Genomic DNA, 18,222 nt, shown 5'->3' with positions numbered 1-18,222 from the left:
TGGAATCACCGTGCGGTCCAGCCACCGTCGACGGCCAGGGTCTGCCCGGTCAGGAAGGTGCTCGTCGGTGATGCGAGCAGCAGAAGCGCGCCGTCGAGTTCGTCGAGGCGGCCGGGCCGGCCCATCGGGGTGTTGCGCCGAATCCAGGCCATGGCCCGCTCGTCGGCGAACATGTCGTCGGTCTGCTCGCTCGGAAACCAGCCCGGCGCAATCGCATTCACCCGGATACCGTCCTTGGCCCACTCCGCGCCGAGTTGACGGGTCAGGTTGACCACGCCGCCCTTGGCCGCGCAGTAGGCGGCCTGGTTGATGGGCCAGGCACCGACCAGCCCGAGGATGGAGGCGATGTTGATGATCGCCCCACCGCCCGGCATGGCGTTTCCGGCCGCCTGTGCCACCGCGAAGGTGGCGGTGAGGTCGACGTCGATGGTCCGCCGGAACTCGTCCATCGGGACGTCCTTGGCCGGGTGATCATCACCGAATCCCGCGGCGTTGACCACGATGTCGGGGCCGCCCAGTGCGACGGCGGCGTCGATCAGCGCGGCCACGTCGGGAGCGGCACCGACGTCGCACCCCACCGCGACGGCCGCGTCACCGGCCGCGACGAGGGCGTCGAGACGGTCCTTGCGGCGTGCCGCGGCGACAACGGTGGCGCCGTTGCGGGTCAGCACCGAGCAGAAGTGCGCACCGATGCCACTCGACGCCCCGGTGACCACCGCGACCAGTCCGCTCAGATCGGCGCTGAGGGTCATGAGCGCGCTTCCGAGAGCAACAGGTCCAGGCATCCGGCCCGCACCGCCGCGTCGCGCAGGCGGGCGGGAATACCGCCGAGCGCACCGGTCGCGCGGGCTCGCCGGAAGTAGAGATGCGCGTCGTGTTCCCAGGTGAATCCGATCCCGCCGGACACCTGGATCAGGGCGTCGGAGGCCGCGGCCTGCGCGTCGGCGCTCTCGGCTCGCGCCAACAGGGTGAACTGGGTTGCCGCGGTGTCGTTTCCGCGGTCGATCTCCTCCGCGGCCGCGGCCACCAACGCCCGGGCCGCCGCGATCGACACCGCGGTGCGGGCACAGCGGTGCGAGATCGCCTGATACGTGCCGATGCGTACGCCGAATTGTTCACGGACGGAGGCATATTCGACCATCTGTTTCAGACATCCCTGGGCGAGGCCGACCTGCTCGGCGGCGAGCAGGAGCATCTGCGCGTTCCGGAAACGTTGCAGGCCCACCATATTCCCGGGTGCGACGAGCACGATCGCGGGGACGTCGACGACCGTGACGTCCGCCAATGGCGTCGCCAGATCGATGGTCGGTACCGCACTGCGTTCGACGGACCCGCCGGCGCTCACCGCGACGGCGGCGATCGCCGGACCGTCCGCGGTCTGCACGGGGGTCACGATCACCTCGGCCACGTCACCATGGGTGCACGCGCCGATCCGTCCGGTCACCCCGCCGACCCGGAACTCGGGAACCGCCGACCCATCACCCGGGTCACTCGCCCCGACGATCGCGGTGCCCGCCAGCGCATCCTCGAGGCCTGCACGTACCGGCGGCGCCACGTCGTCGGGTTCGATGCCGCCGAGCATCCGGGCCAACAGCGTCGCCGCGCGTACCGGCCCGGGATACAGTGCGGCACCGCACTCCTCGACGGCGGCGACCGCGTACGGGACGCCGAGACCGAGCCCACCCCAGGAGACCGGGGCGGTCATCGACGTCAGGCCGACCTGCTGCGCCAGTCGTCGCCAGCCGGCACGGTCGACACCACCGGTCACGGCGTGGGGGTGATCCCGGTTGCGGCGCACCTCGTCGAGACCACTCCCATCGGCGAAGTAATCACGCAGCGCCGCGCGGACCTCGTCGGCGGAGATCTCCTCCGACGAATCACTCTCCGCCGTCACTGCACCCACGACCGCTCCCCCAGCCAGGTGGTGATGGTGTCGACGGCCTCCTTCAGATACGGCAGCTGCGCCCGACCCGAATAGTAGTGGGTGGCACCGGAAATGGTGTGCAGGGTCTTGTCCGGATGTCCGACGGCGTCGAAGAGCCGTTGGGTGTGGCTCGGCGTGCAGGCGTTGTCCGCCGAGTTGCCGATCACCAGGGTGGGTATCTCCAGATCGGCGGCACATCGCGGCCCGTCGCCGTTGGCATCGTCATAGCTCCACTGCGACAGCCAACTTCGCAGTGTGGTGAACCGCGCGAGGCCGACCGGCCCCATGTTGACGATGCGCGGATCCCCGAGGTAGCAGCCGAGCGCACGATCATTGGGATCGAGGGTGAGGTCGAGCCACCGCGGGTCGGCCATCGTGCCGTGCACCACGAACCCTTTCTCCATCAACGGTTCTTCCCGCCCACGCAGGTCGTCGAGTTGCTCCTTGACCCACGCGGTGATGCGGCGATTGCGGTCGATCTGGGCGCCGCGATACCGCTGGACGAACTCCTCGGAGTAGGGTGCCTGATTCGGATTGTTCGGGTTGTACAGGTCGAGTTCCGGATCCCGTTTCTCCGGATCGGTCTCGTCGAGGATGGACGCGTCCATCCATTCGGTCAGGGTCCCATGGCGACTGACGTGCGCGGCCAGCAACATCATCCCGTCGGCCGCGGGCAGATCGAGCTCGGTGAGGTCGGGGCCCTCCCCGGCGGGGGTGGCGGTGACCGTCGCGTGTTGGGCCTGCTGTTGGTAGTAGAGCGAGAGCGCACCGCCGCCGCTCCACCCGGCCAGGATGACCGTCGTATAGCCGAGGCGTTCGCGCGCATCCTTGACGCAGGCGCCGAGGTCCTGGACCACCTTCTCCATGATGAGGGCGCTGTCCACGCCGCGGTACCGACTGTTGCAGTAGATGACGTGATGTCCGGCGCGGGGCAGGGCGTTGGTCATCGGCAGGTAGGCGCCGCCGCCGATCGGGTGCATGAAGATGATGACGGTGTCGGAGGGCTTTCCGGTGGGCCGCAACAGGTAGCTCTCCAACACCACCGACTCGGTGACCCCGCCGTAGGTGTCCCGATAGGCCGAGGTGTCGTCGAAGACCACCAGGTACGGGATGCGTTCGTAGTCGAATCGTTCGTCGCTCATACCTGAACCTCCTGCGCGACCTCGACCGGAGCCGAGGCGAACATCGCCGGTGTCGGGGTGAGCCGACGATGGGTGTCGATGGCGATGACCTGCCATTCGACGCGTTGATCCTTCTCGAAGCGACGACGCGCACGTTCCCGCGCACGTTCCGGGATGCCGTGGTGAATCCCCTGTGGCGCATGGGAGATCAGCCCCGCCGGCATGTCGACGCCGAAGACGCTGCCGCCGTGGTAGAAGGCGATCTCGTCGAAATCGGTGTTGCGGTGATACCAGGGCAGACGTTCGGTGCCCGGGCGGCCCTCGACCGGCCGCGGCAGGAAGTTCATCACGTACACACCGGTGGCCTGCATGAACAGATGCACCGTCGGCGGCAGATGCACTGTCTCCGAGGTGATCACGTCGTAGTCCTCGATGTTGAAGGTGAAGGCGAAGTTGTCGCCCTTCCAGCCTTCCACGTCGAGCGGGTTGAACGGGTAGAAGATCGAGGTCTTGCCCTCCCGCTGCCGGAAGCGGACCTCGTACTCCTCGCGGCCGTCGTCGGGGAACACCTCGGCCACCGGGACGGTGACCAGTGACGAGTCGAACGGGAAGAACCGTCCCAGCACCCCGGCCTCCGGTACCCGGAACTCCTCGACCGCCTCGATGATGAGGAACACGCAGCGGTCGTCGGGAACCTGCCGATACGTCGTGCCCTTCGGGATGTAGACGTAATCGCCGGGGCGGTAGGCCAATCGGCCGAACTCGGTTTCGAACTCCCCGGTGCCGGCGTGGACGAAGATGAGTTCGTCACCGTCGACGTTGCGCGTGTAGAAGGGAGCCACCTCGCCGCGGCGACTCAGGGAGATCCGCACGTCGTCGTTGTAGAACATGACCAGTGGCTCACCGGCGGCGTCGATCTGGTCGGTCGGGGTGAGTTCGAATGTCTGCCGATCCAGTCCGGCGTGATCGCCGACGGCCCGGAACGCGGTGGGATCGTTGCGGCGATAGAGGTGGGCGGTGCGACCGGTGAAGCCGTAACGCCCGAGTTCGTCGTCCTTGAGGTCCTCGACGTCTCGGTGCACCTGCCGCGGGGTGCGTCCGCTGCGGTGATGGATGAACGATTCCATGTCTCACATCTCCTGTAGGGGGTGAATCGGATTGCCGGTCAACGGATATGAGTGGCACCGGCTTGGCGTGGTCACTTGCGTGGCAGGCCCAGCCCGCGCTGGGCGATGATGTTGTACTGGATCTCGTCGGTGCCACCGGCGATGTGCAGTGCCGGAACACCGAGGATGAATTCCGACCACGCGAAGGAGTCCTTCGCACCGAGGTCGATGAACGCCGCGTCGCCGAGGACCGCGGCCGCCAGGGTGGCGATCTCGTCGGCCGCGGCGGCCATCAGCATCTTGCTCACCGACCCGGACACCGGTGCCATGGTGTGCGACCAGGATCCGGGGGTGAGATCGGCGGCGGCTCGCATCGCGGTCACCGCGGCGACGGTTCGCGCGATCTGCGGTCGGTGGATCGGGTCGGCCTCGGCGCCGAGCCGACGGACCAGTGCCACAACGCGTTCCATCACATACGGGGTGAGCGGTCCGGCGGCGCCGCTCATGGTGGCGCGTTCGTTGCCGAGACTGGTTGCGGCGACCCGCCAGCCCTGCCCGACATCACCGATCCGATGGGTGTCGGGTACCCGAACCCCGTCGAGGAAGACCTCGTTGAAGGCGGCGCCACCGGTCATCTGGCGGATCGGGCGCACCGTGACACCCGGGGCGTGCATGTCGACACAGAACATGGTGAGGCCGGCGTGTTTGGGGGCCTGCGGATCGGTGCGGACGAGTGCCTCACCGACATCGGCGAGGTGACCCATCGACGTCCACACCTTCTGCCCGGAGAGAATCCAGTCGTCGCCGTCGCGGACCGCCCGGGTGTTCACGCCGGCCAGATCCGATCCCGCGTCCGGTTCGGAGAACAGTTGGCACCCGATGAGCTCGCCGCGGAACAATCCGGTCACCACCCGCTCCCGCAACTCCGGCGGGGCGTGGTGCACCAGCGCCGGAGCGACGATGTTGAGTCCGACGAACAACGCCTCCCGGGATGGGAATCCCAACTCGTCGAGCACCGTGTCGAGCACCTGGTCGTGTGCGGCGGTCAAGCCGAGCCCCCCGAGGTCCACCGGCCCACTGGGCCAGGCGATTCCGGCGGTGAACAACGCACCCTGCAGGGCCCGGACCCGTGCGACGATCTCCTCGTGACCCTCGCGCAGTTCTTCGACGGCCGCGATGCGGTCACCGGAACCGTCGTCGTGGCCGTCGCCGCTCTGCGTGAACTCGCCGACCAGCGAGGCCAACCGCTCGCGCAGGAAAACCGCGAACTCCGAGATACCCTGTGGCGCTATGCCTGTCGTCGTCACCGACGTCACCGTCAGGCCAGTCCCGCGAGTTCGAGCGCGAGCCGTTTGGCCTTGTCCATGTCGTAATGCTTGCGGGCGACGAGCCGCTGGGCGTAAAGCCCACCGCCGGACTGGATCATGGTGACCAACTGCCAACCACCGTAGGCGTCGGCGGTGAAGTCGCGGATCGCATGGAAGAGCCGCGTCCGGTACTCCCCCGAGATACCGTCCTTGGTGGCCATGTACTTCTCGATGAACGGGCCCACCTCGTCGTTACGCAGGTCGGCGACCGACGGTGCGGTGAGGATCGAGCCACCCCCGATGTCGTGCAGGTGGCGCACCATCAGGCTGTATTGCTCGGCGGCGTAATGCTTTGCGGCGTTGGTGTAGAGCTCGCTCGGGAAGTACCAGCCCTCCGGGCTGGGTTCGGCGTTGGCGATCGCCGCCTCCAGCCCGGAGCGCGTCATCGTCGCGTAAATGACCATCTCGGCGATCTTCTCGCGGATGTGATTGATCCGTTCGGTGCCGTTGGCCTCGGCGATGAGCTGGGCCAGACCCACCAGCTGGTCCGCGAATTCGGCCATGTGGGCGGTTCCGCCGAGCCGTTCCCACAACCCGAGGGCGTGGGCGAAGGTGGCCGAATGGCCGGTCTCGCCGGCCAGGAAGACGCGTTCGTTGGGCACGAACACGTCGTCGAAGATGATGAATCCCTCCGGCATGTTGTGCTTTGAGCTGACCGGGAAGTCCTCTTCCCGTTCGCGCGGTGCGTAATTGGTGTTGACGATGCGGACGCCGGGTGCGTTCACGGGCACCGCGCAGGCGACGGCGTAGTCCTCCTCACCGGGCTTCATGTTCTTCGTCGGCATGACCACCAGCTCGTGGCAGACCGCCGCTGAGGAGATGTGCAGCTTGGCGCCCCGGATCACGATGCCGTCGGGACGGCGCGCCACGATGCGTGTGTATACATCCGGGTCGGTCTGCGCACCCGGTGCCAGCCGCCGATCACCCTTGGCGTCGGTGATGGCCTGCACACACCGCAGATCGTTGCGTTTGCAGTACTCGAAGTAGTCCTCGATCCGCGTGGCCAGCTCCGGGTGATCGGCGCGCATCCGGGCCGCCGCGGTGAGCAACGCGAGCAGTCCCTGGCTGGTGGTCACCGTGACCATGTCCCAGCCGAGCAGCTGCTCCAGGATGACCTTGAGATCGTCTTTGCTCTCCGGCACCGCGAAGTACGGTCCACTGGCGTCATCACCGGGGACGTGGTGCTGTTGGTATCCGTCGCCGATCAGTGCGATGGCCGTGGCGAACTGCGGGTGTTCGGCAAGTTGTTTGACCTCTTCACCCTCGGCGAAGATCCGCCTGCCGTCATCGAGCGACGCGATGTAGTCGTCCCTGGTCATCATCGCCATGCGCATTCTCCTTCGGTGGTCACCCGCATTGTTTTCTGATGCTAGATTCAGTTTCAGGAAATCACAAGGAGTCGGCGTCGGACGCGACGAACTCGCCGACACATTCGGCGAACATGCATACTCACAACCACAGGTCGGGGCGCCGACCACGACGAGACGAGGAAGCGGGGTCACGTGCCACCCACCACGAAGGGCCGTCGAACCGAGGCCGCCTTCCTCGACGCGGCGCGTCAGGTGTTCTCCGAGAAGGGATATCTGAACGCGAAGATCTCCGACATCGCCGCCGCGGCCGGCCGATCCACCGGATCGTTCTACAACTACTACGAGAACAAGGAACAACTCCTCGAGGCATTGCTCGAGGAGTTCGGCAGCGAGGTGGTGGCGGGTTCACTGTCGAGCAAACACGCCGATCCGGAGGCCGGGATTCGTGCCGCGGTGACCGCCTACTGGACCACCTACAAGAAGTACCTCCCCGAGATCATCGGCCTGTTCCAGATGTCGATGCTCGACGAGACCTTCCGGCAGCGCTGGCGCAGCAACCGGGCCTCGGGCATCGAACAGATCCTCAGCGGCCTGCAGGGCGCCGAGCGGGCCGGCTACCGCATCGGCCTGCCGCTCGACGCACTCGCCTCCGCCCTGGTCACCACCCTTGAGTCCTATTGCTACACATGGCTTGCCACCGATGGAGACATCGGCGTGGCACGCCCCGACGACGACACCGCCATCGAGATCCTGACCGCGATCTGGTACCGCACGGTGTACGGGCCCGGCACCGGGTAACCCCGGCGGACGCTCAGCGCCACCGCTGCTGCAATTGCGGATCGGCCTGCCACCACAGGCCGGGTGACGCGCTCGGCACGTCCTCGCCGTCATCGGCGGCATCGAGGACGGCGTCCACCGCGTCGGCGCTCTCACGCTCGTCGAGTCGGAATCGGTGAAACAGGACCAGCAGGAACGGCAGGCCGACGAGATCACCGAATATCCAGAAGACTCCCGCGCCGATCGTCTGGTCGGTGCGCAGCGACGGCCCCCACGTCCGGTGCACGGATGCGTAATAAGCTGCAGCAATCAACGGCCCCTGCCACATCACCACGCCGAGTACGCCGTCACCCAACGTCTCGACGATGGTGATCAGCAGCGACAGACTCGGCGAGTACCGTCGCGGCACCGGGTCGAGTTGCAGGCGCGCATAGAAGTAGCCGAAACCGCAGAGCACCAGCAGGATTCGGGTGAGCACATCCATGGCGTCGGAGCGCAGCACGAGCGGATACCAGCCGGTCAGGTAGATCAGCCAGGGCGTGAGCACCACGCCCGCCGATGTCACCACCGGCGATGCGAGGACGCGAACGACCCTCGAGGCGAGCGCATCGTCGACGAGTGATGCGCGATCGGGTCCGAGGGCCCGACACAGGACCGATACCGGCCGGCCGAGGGCCAGACAGAATGGCACGGCGAGCAACACCACGACGAACTGCAACGACCGCACCCAGAACAGGGTGTCGGCGTACACGCCGATGAAGCTGCACGCTCCGATGACCCACAGCACGACACCCGCCGCGAACGCACCGGCCGGCCGCCACCCGATCCCGGCGCGGCGCGCACCCCACGAGTAGGTGAGCGCTATCGCCACGACGAGGAGCAGCGTCGGCAGGTCGGCCCGCCACGAGGCGAACGCCGTGGTGAGTGTCAGTGGGGCAAGCGTCGATGACACGCGACCAGTATGCGCACACCGGGGACCAGGTAATCGACTCGTAAAGTGCAGGACTGCAACCGGATTCGGTTGGCTCAGACATTGCGGGGAAGATGGGGGATCGATTGCCACAGATGACGCCGCAGGCGATCACCGGTGAAATAGGGTGGACCCCACGGATCGTCGACGCGGAGGTCGGAACATGGGCAAGAAGAAGCACAAGCACGACAAGCGCCACGAACCGGCGGCGATTCCGCCGGCTCCGCCATCATCCGACCGTGAACCCATGTCCAACAAGGAGTTTCGCAAGCTCATCAAACCCCTGCACGCCGAGCTCGTGGCCCTGCAGGAATGGGTGAAGTCCACCGGGGCCAAGATCTGCATCGTCTTCGAGGGCCGGGACACCGCCGGTAAGGGCGGGGTGATCAAGGCGCTCACCGAGCGGGTCAGCCCACGCGTCTTCCGCGTCGTGGCGCTGCCCGCCCCCACCGAACGCGAGAAGTCGCAGATGTACATCCAGCGGTACGTGCCGCATCTGCCGGCGGCCGGCGAGGTGGTGATCTTCGACCGCAGTTGGTACAACCGTGCCGGCGTCGAACGCGTGATGGGATTCTGCACCGAGGAGCAGAGCACGCAGTTCCTGGCCGACACTCCCGGCTTCGAGAAGGCCGTGGTCGCCTCCGGGATCATCCTGCTCAAGTACTGGCTCGAGGTTAGTGAGGAACAGCAGACACTGCGGCTGCAGGGGCGGATCGATGACCCGCGCAAGTACTGGAAGCTCTCCCCGATGGACCTGAAGTCCTACACACATTGGGATGACTACAGCCGGGCGCGTGACGAGATGTTCCGCACCACCGACACCGGGTGGGCGCCGTGGTACGTCGCCAACACCGACGACAAGAAACGCGGACGCCTCAACGTCATCCACCATCTGCTCGAGCAGATTCCCTACACGCCGCTCGAAACCCTCGACATCACACTGCCGGAACGGACGGTCGGCGAGTATCGCGCCGCCGACCTTCCACTGCGCCGGATCGCGACGCCGTACTGACGGACCGGCATGGTCACCGAGGGGCGTGGTCAACTGAACGGGTGACCCATCCCGATCGAGACACCCTGACCGCACGCCTGGACGCCTTCGACCGCCGCGGTACCGAGCTCCCCGGTACCGCCGCCGCGGTGGCGGTGGTCATCACCGAGCGCGAGGGCACCCTCGGCATCTGGCTGATGAAACGTCCGGCGACGATGCGTCGGCACGCGGCGCAGTTCGCCCTTCCGGGTGGCCGGTGCGACGCCGGCGAGGACGCCCCGACGGCCGCGTTGCGCGAACTGCACGAGGAGATCGGCATCGCACTCGACGACGACGCCGTCGTCGGCCTCCTCGACGACTACCCCACCCGCTCGGGATTCGTGATCACCCCGGTCGTCTGCTGGGCGGGGGCAACCGAGGACCCCACGCCCAACCCGGCCGAGGTGGCACAACTGTTCTTCGTGCCTCTCGACGACGTCCTGGTCACTCCGCGGTTCCTGTCGATCCCCGAGTCCCCGCGCCCGGTCATCCAGTTGCCGATCGTCGGCGCCCTGGTCCACGCGCCGACGGCCGCGGTCATCCATCAGTTCGCCGAGGTGTGCCTGCGCGGTCGCCACACGCGCGTCGACGGATACGAGCAACCGGTTTTCGCCTGGTCATAGGCCCACGGAAAAAAGATTCGCGAATCCGGGAATGAAATCGGACCGCGGTCCGCTTATACTCGGCGATGGGTCACGACGGCCCAGAGACCACCAAGCATCACCAACCGAGCGTAGGAGCCACCATGAGCACCCCCACCGTCACCGCACCGATCGCCGCCGGCACCTGGACCATCGACCCGACCCACTCGACCGTCGGCTTCTCCGTGAAGCACCTGATGGTCAGCAAGGTCCGCGGCAAGTTCGACACCTTCAGCGGCACCATCACCGTCGCCGAAGACGGCACCCCGTCGGTGCAGGCCGAGATCGACGTCACCTCCATCACCACCGGAAACGCCCAGCGTGACGGCCACATCAAGTCGGCCGACTTCTTCGACGCCGAGAAGTTCCCGACCGCCACCTTCGTCTCCACCGACGTCCGACCCTCCGGCGACGACTACAAGCTCGTCGGCGACTTCACCCTCAAGGGCGTGACCAAGCAGGTCGAGCTCGATCTCGAGTTCAACGGCCAGAACCCGGGCATGGGACACGGCGCCGTCGCCGGCTTCGAGGCCAACACCGTCATCAACCGCAAGGACTTCGGCATCGACATCGAGATGCCGCTCGAGGGCGGCGGCGTGGTCGTGGGCGACAAGATCACCATCACCCTCGAAATCGAGGCCGTTCAGCCTTCCTGAAATCGCAGGCCACTTGATATTCTGAAACTCCCTTCTCACAGGGAGCGGTGACGAACCGATCGGCGTCATCGCACACGAGACCGATACCGCGACCCCCGACTGCGGTATCGGTCTCGTCGTATGTGGGGGATCGTGGCGATGCCTGGCCATAGCTCTTGGCGCCGGACCGATGAGCGTGTGTCGCCGAATGACGACGACGGATGTGTGCCGCCGGCCGATGGTGCTGTTGCGGTGTCGGTCAGATGATGAGGGACAGCCCAACGCGGTAGGCGAAGGTTTCGACGGCGGGGCGCAGGGCCAGGTGGTTGAGGGGTTCGTTGAGGTCTGGCCGGTCGGGCAGTGCGTCGGCACCGCGTTCCCAGAGTGCGATGGAGCGGTTGGCCGGTTTGTTCGAGGTGGTGTAGATCAGACCGTCGACCGCACCGGCGCCGGTGTAGTGGTCGTAGATCGCGGAGGCCCACCGGCGGGCCGTGTCGCGGCGGCCACCGGAGATGGCGGCATTGGCACCGGCGATGGTCACCCAGTCACTGTCGGCGAGATCCAGCAGCCGCAGCGGCCGCGTCGGCGTGAAGAGGACGAGGTGTGGGAGATCTGTGGATGCGTCGACGGTGCCGGTGTCGCGGAAGCATTCCACGAGCGCGGTTTCCAGGACGGACATCGTGTACCGGCTGTCGGTGAGGGCGGGTGCGAGGTACATGATGGCGCGGCCGGTGTGTACGCGTGCCGGCGGTTGGTGATGGTCGAAACGCGACCCTGTCGGGCCGAACCACCGGAAGTCGTCCCACACTGCCGGGAACGGGCCGCCGGCGAAGTAGATGCGGCCGACCGGCACGCCGGGCCTGATGAGCTGCACGTGCTCGTCGGCGAGAACGGGGAACCGGGTCGGGTCCGGCGGCGGGAGGTATTCGGTCACGAAGCGTGCACAGCGAACGCGGTCGTGATGAGGTCGACGACGCGGTCGATGTCTCCGCCGCCGGCCAGCCACTGGCTGGGCGACAGGGATTCACCGGCGGCGGTGAGATCAGGATGTGGGGTCTGCATGAACCAGGCGACGGCGGTCGGGTGCGCGGTGGAGGGAAAGGCCGGCGCGACCCGATCCCATCCGGGGAGTTCACCGTCATCGGTGAACTGGAAGGCCGGAAGCCGATGTGCGGCACCGACCTTCACCGCAAGGAGGGTGCGATTCGACAGTCGTTGACGTACTCGTCCCGCAGTGACCCCCAGTCTGACGGCGGCCTCGTCGGTGCTCAGCGCGGTCGCGAGTAGGTCACCGGTGCGGTGCAGGGCGGTCGTCGACGCCCGTTCCTCCAGGGGTGGCATCTCGTCGACGAACGATCCCGCGGCCCGCAACGCCGCTTCCTGATCGGCGGTCATCATCCGCGACACCGACGTTGACGGAGCGGCTGCGAGGTTGTCTGCGAGGACCCGGAGAACGTCGACCATCGGTACGCCGAGGGACTGTTCGATCTCGTGCAGACTCGTCACGATCGCGCCGAGCTCGCCGGGTTGCGAAGGCCCGGTCATCGCCGGGCGCACGATCGAGTCGAGATCCCGCATCCCCCGACTGACCAGGGCGTCGCGGTGGGCGCGTGCCGGAGTACCCATCACACCCCTTTCCTATCGCGAATGCGTCAATGATCGCGCGCGATAGAACGGGGAAGGCCCTGGTGAAGAGACGAGTAATTGCACATCGGCGCCGGCCGCGCGGGAAGTCCGACCGCCGACTCAGGGCAGGATGAGCCGCGGCGGTGTGCTCACATTGGCCGCGCTCACAACCGCGTCGACCGCATTGAGGAACTGCGGGACGAATTTGTCGGCGCCGAGAACACAGCAGGCGTGCCCGCCGTCGACGTCGAAACGTTGCGCGCCGGGGATGCCATCGACGAGGAGCTGCTGACGTTCGGGCGATACGGTCTTGTCGCGGGTCGAGACGACCACGGCGGTGGGAACGTCGATCGTCTGCAGCCACTCACGAGAATCGAAGCGGCCCAAGCCTTCCCCGAAGTCGCCGGTGTGCGACAGCGGCGTGGACAAGAACTGGCGCATCCCCCACACCATGGTGTTGGAGGTCGGCTTGTCCAGGGTCTGCCCCGTCGGCCGCGGGATCACCTTGTAGACGGGCTTGAGCATGCGGCCGGTGCGATTGGCCTGTTCACGCAGCCGTGGATCGTTCGTACTGAAGAACGGACCGGTCGAGCACAGCACCAGGCCGGCGACGCGATCGGCATGCCGGCGCCACGCCAGCTGCGAGATGCCACCACCCATCGAGAACCCGGCTGCGACAAAGCGTTCGACGCCCAGGACATCGGCCAGTGCCGCCACGTCGTCGGCGCAGTCGAGCAGGTTGAACTCGGTGGACCGGATACCCCGGCCGTGCCAGCGGTGGTCGAGCGTGATCACCCGGTACCGCTGATTCAATTCGGGGATGGTCGGGTACCAGCACAACAGGCCGGTCGTCATCACCGAGTGCTGCAGGATGATCACCGGGGCGTCGGCCGGACCGGAATCGGTGACGAAGGTGGCACCCCGACCCGGGAGTTCGACCATGCGGCCGGCCGGCAGATCACGGACCCGCGGGTAGGGCGACTGCCCCAACGGCAAGGCTCGTGCCACCCGATCCACCACTGACGTACTCACCGGTACGACGGTACGCGAGGATCCTTCCCGGGACCTGTGGACAGGCGCGTCCTAACCCACCGGCACGCAGAACAGATGTTCCTGACGGGACCGCCCGTCCTCGGTGAGGGCGAGCGCGTCGGCCACCCGCTGATGGTCGTACTCGGTCCAGCGGTCGATGCGCTGACGCTGGTACTCCGACCACGAGCCGACGACGAACTGCTCGACGAATGCGTCGGCATCGGCTCCGTCGCGGAACAGATGCCAGTTGCGCGCGCCGGTCCGCCGCCGCGCCTTGGCCACGGCCGCCATCCGGTTCATGAACTCGTCGTGATGGTCGGCCGCGACTCGATAGAACGCGCTCACCTGCACCGGGCCGTCGTCGGGAGCGGGTTCGAAGATCAGCGTCGGTTCCGGCCATGCCGCCGAAACGGTGCGGTCGAGCGTCCCGGTCTCGGCGTGGATCGGCAGCGCCACCACGCTCACCGCGGTCACCACGAGGCCCACCGCGGCGATGATCAGAGCCCACCGCACGCTCAGTGCGCCGCCGACCGCGCCCCAGACGAGCGAGCCGACACCCTGCGATCCCATGAACACCAGCAGGTAGGCGGCCATACCGCGGGCGCGCACCCAGGTTGGCAGGGTCAACTGCATCTCGGCGTTGAGAGTGGACAGCGTCGCAATCCAGGCGATGCCGGTGGGGATGAACACGATGACCGCCACGATCGCCGGGGCGACGGCGGCGGCCAGGGTGCCACCGGCGAACACCACCGCCGAGGACGCGAGGATCACGTTGGGCGGCAGGTGATCGCGCATCCAGGGCAGCGCGAAAACACCGATGATGGCGCCGGCACCCAGAACGCCCAACACGATCCCGTAGCCGGTCGATCCCCACCCGAACGAGTCGGAGACCACCACCGGCAGCAACGCCCACAACGCCGACGCCGGAAACGCGAAAAGCCCGGAACGCACCAGGATGCGCCGAACGATCGGTGCGGCGATCACGTACCGCACGCCGACCACCAGCGATGTCCCGAGGTGCTCGGGTTCCAGTTGCGCAGTGGCCGCCGGACGCCGCCACGTCAGCAGCGCCGCCACCACCGCCACGTAGGAGAGCGCATTGATCGCGAACACGACCCCGGCACCGCCGACGGAGAACAACACACCGGCCAACGCCGGTCCGACGGCGCGGGCCACGTTGATCGACATGCTTCCCAGGGATGCCGCGTCGGCGATCTGCTCGCGGGGCACGAGATCGGGATTGACCGCCTGAAAGGCCGGCGCCGCCAGCGCCGACCCCGCTCCCAGCAAGAACGTCAGGATGAGCAGGGTCACCGGATCGAGCAGATCGGCCCAGGCCAACACCGCCATGACCGCGGCGACCACCGTTGCATACGCACTCATCACGACCAGCAGCCACTTGCGATCCAGGATGTCGGCCAGCACCCCGGCGAGCAGGGATAACAGCACCGTGGGGATCAGGCTCGCCGTTTGGACCAGTGAGATCACCGTCGGGCCGGCGTGCGCGTCGACGAGGAACCACTGTGCGCCGACGGTCTGCATCCAGAGGCCGATGTTGGACACCATCTGGGCGATGAAGAGGTTGCGGAACACCCTGTTGCGCAGTGGCGCCATTCCCCATGACATACAAACCCCATTTCGTTCGCCGGGCGAATTGTTCTCCACAGTGCCCTATTCGCGTTCATCGGGACACCGACCGTCGACCCGCCTTCCCCGACGCGACCCCACAGTGCGATCCTGATCACATGATGGAAATCGACCGCCCGAAGATCGAGGGTTCGGTGGCCGTCGACGCCGGACGACGCCGTATCGGGTTTGCCGAGTTCGGCTCGGCCACCGGCCGCGCCGTGATCTGGCTGCACGGTACGCCGGGTGCACGCAGGCAGATCCCGACCGAGGCGCGCGCCTACGCCGCCGAGAACCACATCCGCCTGATCGGCCTCGACCGGCCCGGTGTCGGCAGTTCCACCGCCCACCGCTACCAGCGGGTCGCCGACTTCCCCGCCGACCTCGACCCGGTCCTCGAGGCACTGGGCATCGAGAAGTTCGTGGTGATCGGCATGTCCGGCGGCGGCCCATACGCCCTGGCCTCCGCCTACGCCTTCCCCGACCGGGTGGTGGCCGCCGGGATCGTCGGCGGCGTCGCACCGACCGTCGGCCCCGAGGCCATCGGCGGCGGGGCGATGCGACTGGGGACACTCGCCGCACCGATCGTCGGTGTGGCAGGTGCGCCGGTGGGCAAGATCATCAGCTCGTTCCTGGGAGTGGCCCGGCCGATCGCCGATCCCGCGATCCGTCTCTACGGGCAACTATCTCCGCGAGCCGACCGCGAACTCCTCGCCCGCCCGGAGTTCCGGGCGATGTTCCTCGACGACCTGCTCCACGGCGGGAGCCGCCGGATGGACGCGCCGTTCGCCGATATCCTGGCGTTCTCCCGCGACTGGGGTTTCCGCGTCGCAGACATCTCCACCCCGGTACGGTGGTGGCACGGCGACCACGACCACATCATCCCGTATGCTCATGGGACACATATGGTTTCGCTGTTGAGTGATGCCAAGCTGTACGAGCTTCCCGGTGAGAGTCACCTCAGTGCGCTGGGTGCCTCCACCCAGATCCTCGCCGAACTGATGGCCCTATGGGATTCCGCTGACGCCGCCGAGGAACCCGCCGGACTTCTCATCGAACCCTGACCGAGGGGTCGGCCCGCCATGACCGCAGACTCCATGTTCCCCAACGACTTTCCGGGCGTCCGGATACGCGAACTGAGTTCCACCGACGACCTCGATGCGCTCACCCGGGTGTTCGACGATGTGTGGCACCCGGATCCGACGAATCGTCCGGTGAGCGTCGACATGCTCAAGGCGTTGTCGCATGCCGGCAACTACGTCGTCGGAGCATATGTCGACGGCGAACTGGCCGGCGGGACCGTCGCCTTCTTCGGCGCCCCGGTCGGTGAAGTTCTGCACAGTCACATGACCGGGGTGTCGCGCCGCGGCATCGGACGTCGGGTCGGATTCGCGCTCAAACTGCATCAGCGCGACTGGGCGCGCGCGCAGGAACTGGCGCGCATCACCTGGACCTTCGATCCGCTGGTGGCACGCAACGCCTACTTCAACATCGCCAAACTCGGTGCCGTACCGGTGGCCTATCATCGTGACTTCTATGGCGCGATCGGCGACGAACTCGGCGGCGCCGACGAATCCGACCGGATGGTGATGAGCTGGGCGATCGATGGACCGGACACGGTGGGCCGCAACGGCATCGCCACGGTGGACAGCCTGCGTGCCGCCGGTGCGGTCGTCGCGATCGACACCACCGACCCCGCACATCCCGTACAGTCCCTCGAGGAGCCACGACCGGACGACACCGTGCTGGTGGAGATCCCGCGGGACATCGAGGCGATGCGTCGAGCACATCCCAGAGAGGCGTCGCGCTGGCGGCAGGTGACGCGAGACGCGTTGTCGCCGTTGCTATCCGATGGGCCGTTTCGTCCGGTGAGCTTCCTGAGATCGGGGTGTTATGTCTTCGGTCCGGCAACCGAGCGCGAACTCGACCCGATGAACGGAGCGTCGTGAAGATCACCGGAGTCGAGTTGCGGCGGGTGGAACTCCCGCTGGTGTCACCATTTCGGACATCCTTCGCCGTCGAGCACAGCCGCAACGCCCTTCTCGTGCGGGTGGTCACCCCGGGCGCGGAGGGGTGGGGTGAATGCGTCAGCATCGACGAGCCGGTGTATTCGTCGGAATACACCGACGGAGCGATCGACGTCCTGCGGCGCTTCCTGATTCCGGCAGTGACCAACGGCGACGACGTCACCGCGGTTGCGGTGGCGCCACGCCTGGCCCACATCAAGGGACACCGCATGGCCAAGGCGGCGTTGGAGGCAGCGGTACTCGACGCCGAATTACGTTCGGCGGGGATGTCATTGGCGTCCCGACTGGGCGGCACCGCGACGTCGGTGCCGGTCGGGGTGAGCGTCGGCATCAAGGACGACATCGGCGCCCTGCTCGATGAGGTCTCCGGATACCTCGAATCCGGTTACGGCCGAATCAAACTGAAGATCCAGCCCGGATGGGATGTGGAGCCGGTCGCGGCCGTGCGGGACCGCTGGGGTCCACGCCTCCCATTGCAGGTCGACGCCAACACCGCCTACACCCCGGCCGATCTGCGTCATCTGACCCGCCTCGACGAGTACGACCTCCTGCTCATCGAGCAGCCGTTCGACGAGGAGGACATCGCCAGTCACGCACGGCTGCGCCAGATCTCGACGACACCGGTGTGCCTGGACGAATCCATCCTGTCGGCCGCGGGCGCGGCCGACGCGATCACCCGCGGGGCCGTCGACATCGTCAACATCAAACCGGGCCGCGTGGGCGGATACCTCGAGGCTGCCCGCATCCACGATGTCTGCGCCGCGCACGTAATCCCGGTGTGGTGCGGCGGCATGCTCGAGACCGGGATCGGTCGCGCCGCCAACCTCGCACTGGCCTCACTGCCCGGCTTCACCCTGCCCGGCGACATCTCGTCGTCGGCACGCTACTTCCACACCGACATCACCGAACCCTTTGTGGCACAGGACGGTCGGATGACCGTACCCACCGGACCGGGTATCGGCGTCACACCACTGACCGATGCCCTGGCGGCCCTGACCACCTGGAGTGAGTGGATCACCGGGCCGTGAGC

18 protein-coding genes are annotated in these 18,222 nt (G+C 67.1%); 7 read left to right on the top strand and 11 right to left on the bottom strand.

The features are described 5' to 3' along the window. Positions 1–5: 5 nt before the first annotated feature. The 6 genes from ABLE94_RS11525 to ABLE94_RS11500 all read right to left on the bottom strand — a co-directional run bounded on the left by ABLE94_RS11525 (position 6) and on the right by ABLE94_RS11500 (position 6,846). Positions 6–752, bottom strand: coding sequence for an SDR family NAD(P)-dependent oxidoreductase (locus ABLE94_RS11525; protein ID WP_348804820.1), 747 nt, complete (start codon positions 750–752; stop codon positions 6–8). Further along, complete coding sequence (locus ABLE94_RS11520; protein WP_348808788.1) at positions 749–1,903, bottom strand: acyl-CoA dehydrogenase family protein; 1,155 nt, start codon at positions 1,901–1,903, stop codon at positions 749–751. The genes ABLE94_RS11525 and ABLE94_RS11520 overlap by 4 nt, the downstream gene beginning before the upstream one ends. Next, positions 1,891–3,066 (bottom strand): alpha/beta hydrolase family protein, encoded by a 1,176-nt coding sequence (locus ABLE94_RS11515; protein WP_348808787.1) that lies wholly within the window; start codon positions 3,064–3,066, stop codon positions 1,891–1,893. The genes ABLE94_RS11520 and ABLE94_RS11515 overlap by 13 nt, the downstream gene beginning before the upstream one ends. Continuing rightward, positions 3,063–4,172 carry a homogentisate 1,2-dioxygenase gene (locus tag ABLE94_RS11510; RefSeq protein ID WP_348804816.1) on the bottom strand — a complete coding sequence of 370 codons (1,110 nt, stop codon included), beginning with the start codon at positions 4,170–4,172 and terminating at the stop codon, positions 3,063–3,065. The genes ABLE94_RS11515 and ABLE94_RS11510 overlap by 4 nt, the downstream gene beginning before the upstream one ends. A gap of 71 nt (positions 4,173–4,243) precedes the next feature. Next, on the bottom strand, positions 4,244–5,458 hold the full coding sequence (locus ABLE94_RS11505; protein WP_348804815.1) for an acyl-CoA dehydrogenase family protein: 1,215 nt from the start codon (positions 5,456–5,458) through the stop codon (positions 4,244–4,246). Positions 5,459–5,469: 11 nt separating this feature from the next. Next, on the bottom strand, positions 5,470–6,846 hold the full coding sequence (locus ABLE94_RS11500) for a 4-hydroxyphenylacetate 3-hydroxylase N-terminal domain-containing protein (protein ID WP_348804814.1): 1,377 nt from the start codon (positions 6,844–6,846) through the stop codon (positions 5,470–5,472). Positions 6,847–7,020: 174 nt separating this feature from the next. Between ABLE94_RS11500 and ABLE94_RS11495 the strand changes: the two genes are divergently transcribed. Then, a complete protein-coding gene (locus ABLE94_RS11495) occupies positions 7,021–7,626 on the top strand; it encodes a TetR/AcrR family transcriptional regulator (protein WP_348804813.1) in 606 nt (201 codons plus the stop codon). 13 nt (positions 7,627–7,639) lie between these two features. Here ABLE94_RS11495 and ABLE94_RS11490 read toward each other — a convergent pair whose 3' ends face one another. After that, entirely contained in the window at positions 7,640–8,557 is a 918-nt protein-coding gene (locus tag ABLE94_RS11490; RefSeq protein WP_348804812.1) for a cytochrome c oxidase assembly protein, read from the bottom strand. Between the two features lie 181 nt (positions 8,558–8,738). Between ABLE94_RS11490 and ppk2 the strand changes: the two genes are divergently transcribed. The 3 genes from ppk2 to ABLE94_RS11475 all read left to right on the top strand — a co-directional run bounded on the left by ppk2 (position 8,739) and on the right by ABLE94_RS11475 (position 10,902). Beyond that, positions 8,739–9,587: a polyphosphate kinase 2 gene (ppk2, locus tag ABLE94_RS11485; RefSeq protein WP_348808786.1), complete on the top strand. Its 849-nt coding sequence runs from the start codon at positions 8,739–8,741 to the stop codon at positions 9,585–9,587. Positions 9,588–9,628: 41 nt separating this feature from the next. After that, positions 9,629–10,228: an NUDIX hydrolase gene (locus tag ABLE94_RS11480; protein WP_348804810.1), complete on the top strand. Its 600-nt coding sequence runs from the start codon at positions 9,629–9,631 to the stop codon at positions 10,226–10,228. A 122-nt stretch (positions 10,229–10,350) separates the two neighbouring features. Then, positions 10,351–10,902 carry a YceI family protein gene (locus ABLE94_RS11475; protein WP_348804809.1) on the top strand — a complete coding sequence of 184 codons (552 nt, stop codon included), beginning with the start codon at positions 10,351–10,353 and terminating at the stop codon, positions 10,900–10,902. Between the two features lie 238 nt (positions 10,903–11,140). Here ABLE94_RS11475 and ABLE94_RS11470 read toward each other — a convergent pair whose 3' ends face one another. The 4 genes from ABLE94_RS11470 to ABLE94_RS11455 form a co-directional block, all read right to left on the bottom strand. After that, on the bottom strand, positions 11,141–11,815 hold the full coding sequence (locus ABLE94_RS11470) for an RES family NAD+ phosphorylase (protein ID WP_348804808.1): 675 nt from the start codon (positions 11,813–11,815) through the stop codon (positions 11,141–11,143). Further along, positions 11,812–12,507, bottom strand: coding sequence for a MerR family transcriptional regulator (locus ABLE94_RS11465; RefSeq protein WP_348804807.1), 696 nt, complete (start codon positions 12,505–12,507; stop codon positions 11,812–11,814). Before ABLE94_RS11465 ends, ABLE94_RS11470 begins: the two co-directional genes overlap by 4 nt. A gap of 120 nt (positions 12,508–12,627) precedes the next feature. Continuing rightward, entirely contained in the window at positions 12,628–13,539 is a 912-nt protein-coding gene (locus ABLE94_RS11460) for an alpha/beta fold hydrolase (protein WP_348804806.1), read from the bottom strand. 51 nt (positions 13,540–13,590) lie between these two features. After that, positions 13,591–15,165: an MFS transporter gene (locus tag ABLE94_RS11455; RefSeq protein WP_348804805.1), complete on the bottom strand. Its 1,575-nt coding sequence runs from the start codon at positions 15,163–15,165 to the stop codon at positions 13,591–13,593. A 119-nt stretch (positions 15,166–15,284) separates the two neighbouring features. Between ABLE94_RS11455 and ABLE94_RS11450 the strand changes: the two genes are divergently transcribed. From ABLE94_RS11450 to menC, 3 genes are read left to right on the top strand one after another with little or no spacing between them, the layout of a single operon-like run. Continuing rightward, entirely contained in the window at positions 15,285–16,229 is a 945-nt protein-coding gene (locus ABLE94_RS11450; RefSeq protein ID WP_348804804.1) for an alpha/beta fold hydrolase, read from the top strand. 18 nt (positions 16,230–16,247) lie between these two features. Further along, positions 16,248–17,114: a GNAT family N-acetyltransferase gene (locus ABLE94_RS11445; protein ID WP_348804803.1), complete on the top strand. Its 867-nt coding sequence runs from the start codon at positions 16,248–16,250 to the stop codon at positions 17,112–17,114. Further along, positions 17,111–18,220 carry an o-succinylbenzoate synthase gene (gene menC, locus ABLE94_RS11440; RefSeq protein ID WP_348808785.1) on the top strand — a complete coding sequence of 370 codons (1,110 nt, stop codon included), beginning with the start codon at positions 17,111–17,113 and terminating at the stop codon, positions 18,218–18,220. The genes ABLE94_RS11445 and menC overlap by 4 nt, the downstream gene beginning before the upstream one ends. Positions 18,221–18,222 lie beyond the last annotated feature (2 nt).

Source organism: Gordonia sp. VNK1 (assembly GCF_040049135.1).
Classification (GTDB): Bacteria; Actinomycetota; Actinomycetes; order Mycobacteriales; family Mycobacteriaceae; genus Gordonia; species Gordonia oleivorans.
Note: the sequence above shows the minus strand (reverse complement) of the source record. Positions and strands in the feature narration are given on the sequence as shown.

What these genes read in the sequence shown, in the direction of transcription:
- ABLE94_RS11525 (WP_348804820.1), bottom strand. Translation starts at nt 752, where the DNA reads ATGACCCTCAGCGCCGATCTGAGCGGACTGGTCGCGGTGGTCACCGGG.
- ABLE94_RS11515 (WP_348808787.1), bottom strand. Translation starts at nt 3,066, where the DNA reads ATGAGCGACGAACGATTCGACTACGAACGCATCCCGTACCTGGTGGTC.
- ABLE94_RS11510 (WP_348804816.1), bottom strand. Translation starts at nt 4,172, where the DNA reads ATGGAATCGTTCATCCATCACCGCAGCGGACGCACCCCGCGGCAGGTG.
- ABLE94_RS11500 (WP_348804814.1), bottom strand. Translation starts at nt 6,846, where the DNA reads ATGGCGATGATGACCAGGGACGACTACATCGCGTCGCTCGATGACGGC.
- ppk2 (WP_348808786.1), top strand. Translation starts at nt 8,739, where the DNA reads ATGGGCAAGAAGAAGCACAAGCACGACAAGCGCCACGAACCGGCGGCG.
- ABLE94_RS11475 (WP_348804809.1), top strand. Translation starts at nt 10,351, where the DNA reads ATGAGCACCCCCACCGTCACCGCACCGATCGCCGCCGGCACCTGGACC.
- ABLE94_RS11465 (WP_348804807.1), bottom strand. Translation starts at nt 12,507, where the DNA reads ATGGGTACTCCGGCACGCGCCCACCGCGACGCCCTGGTCAGTCGGGGG.
- ABLE94_RS11455 (WP_348804805.1), bottom strand. Translation starts at nt 15,165, where the DNA reads ATGTCATGGGGAATGGCGCCACTGCGCAACAGGGTGTTCCGCAACCTC.
- ABLE94_RS11450 (WP_348804804.1), top strand. Translation starts at nt 15,285, where the DNA reads ATGATGGAAATCGACCGCCCGAAGATCGAGGGTTCGGTGGCCGTCGAC.
- ABLE94_RS11445 (WP_348804803.1), top strand. Translation starts at nt 16,248, where the DNA reads ATGACCGCAGACTCCATGTTCCCCAACGACTTTCCGGGCGTCCGGATA.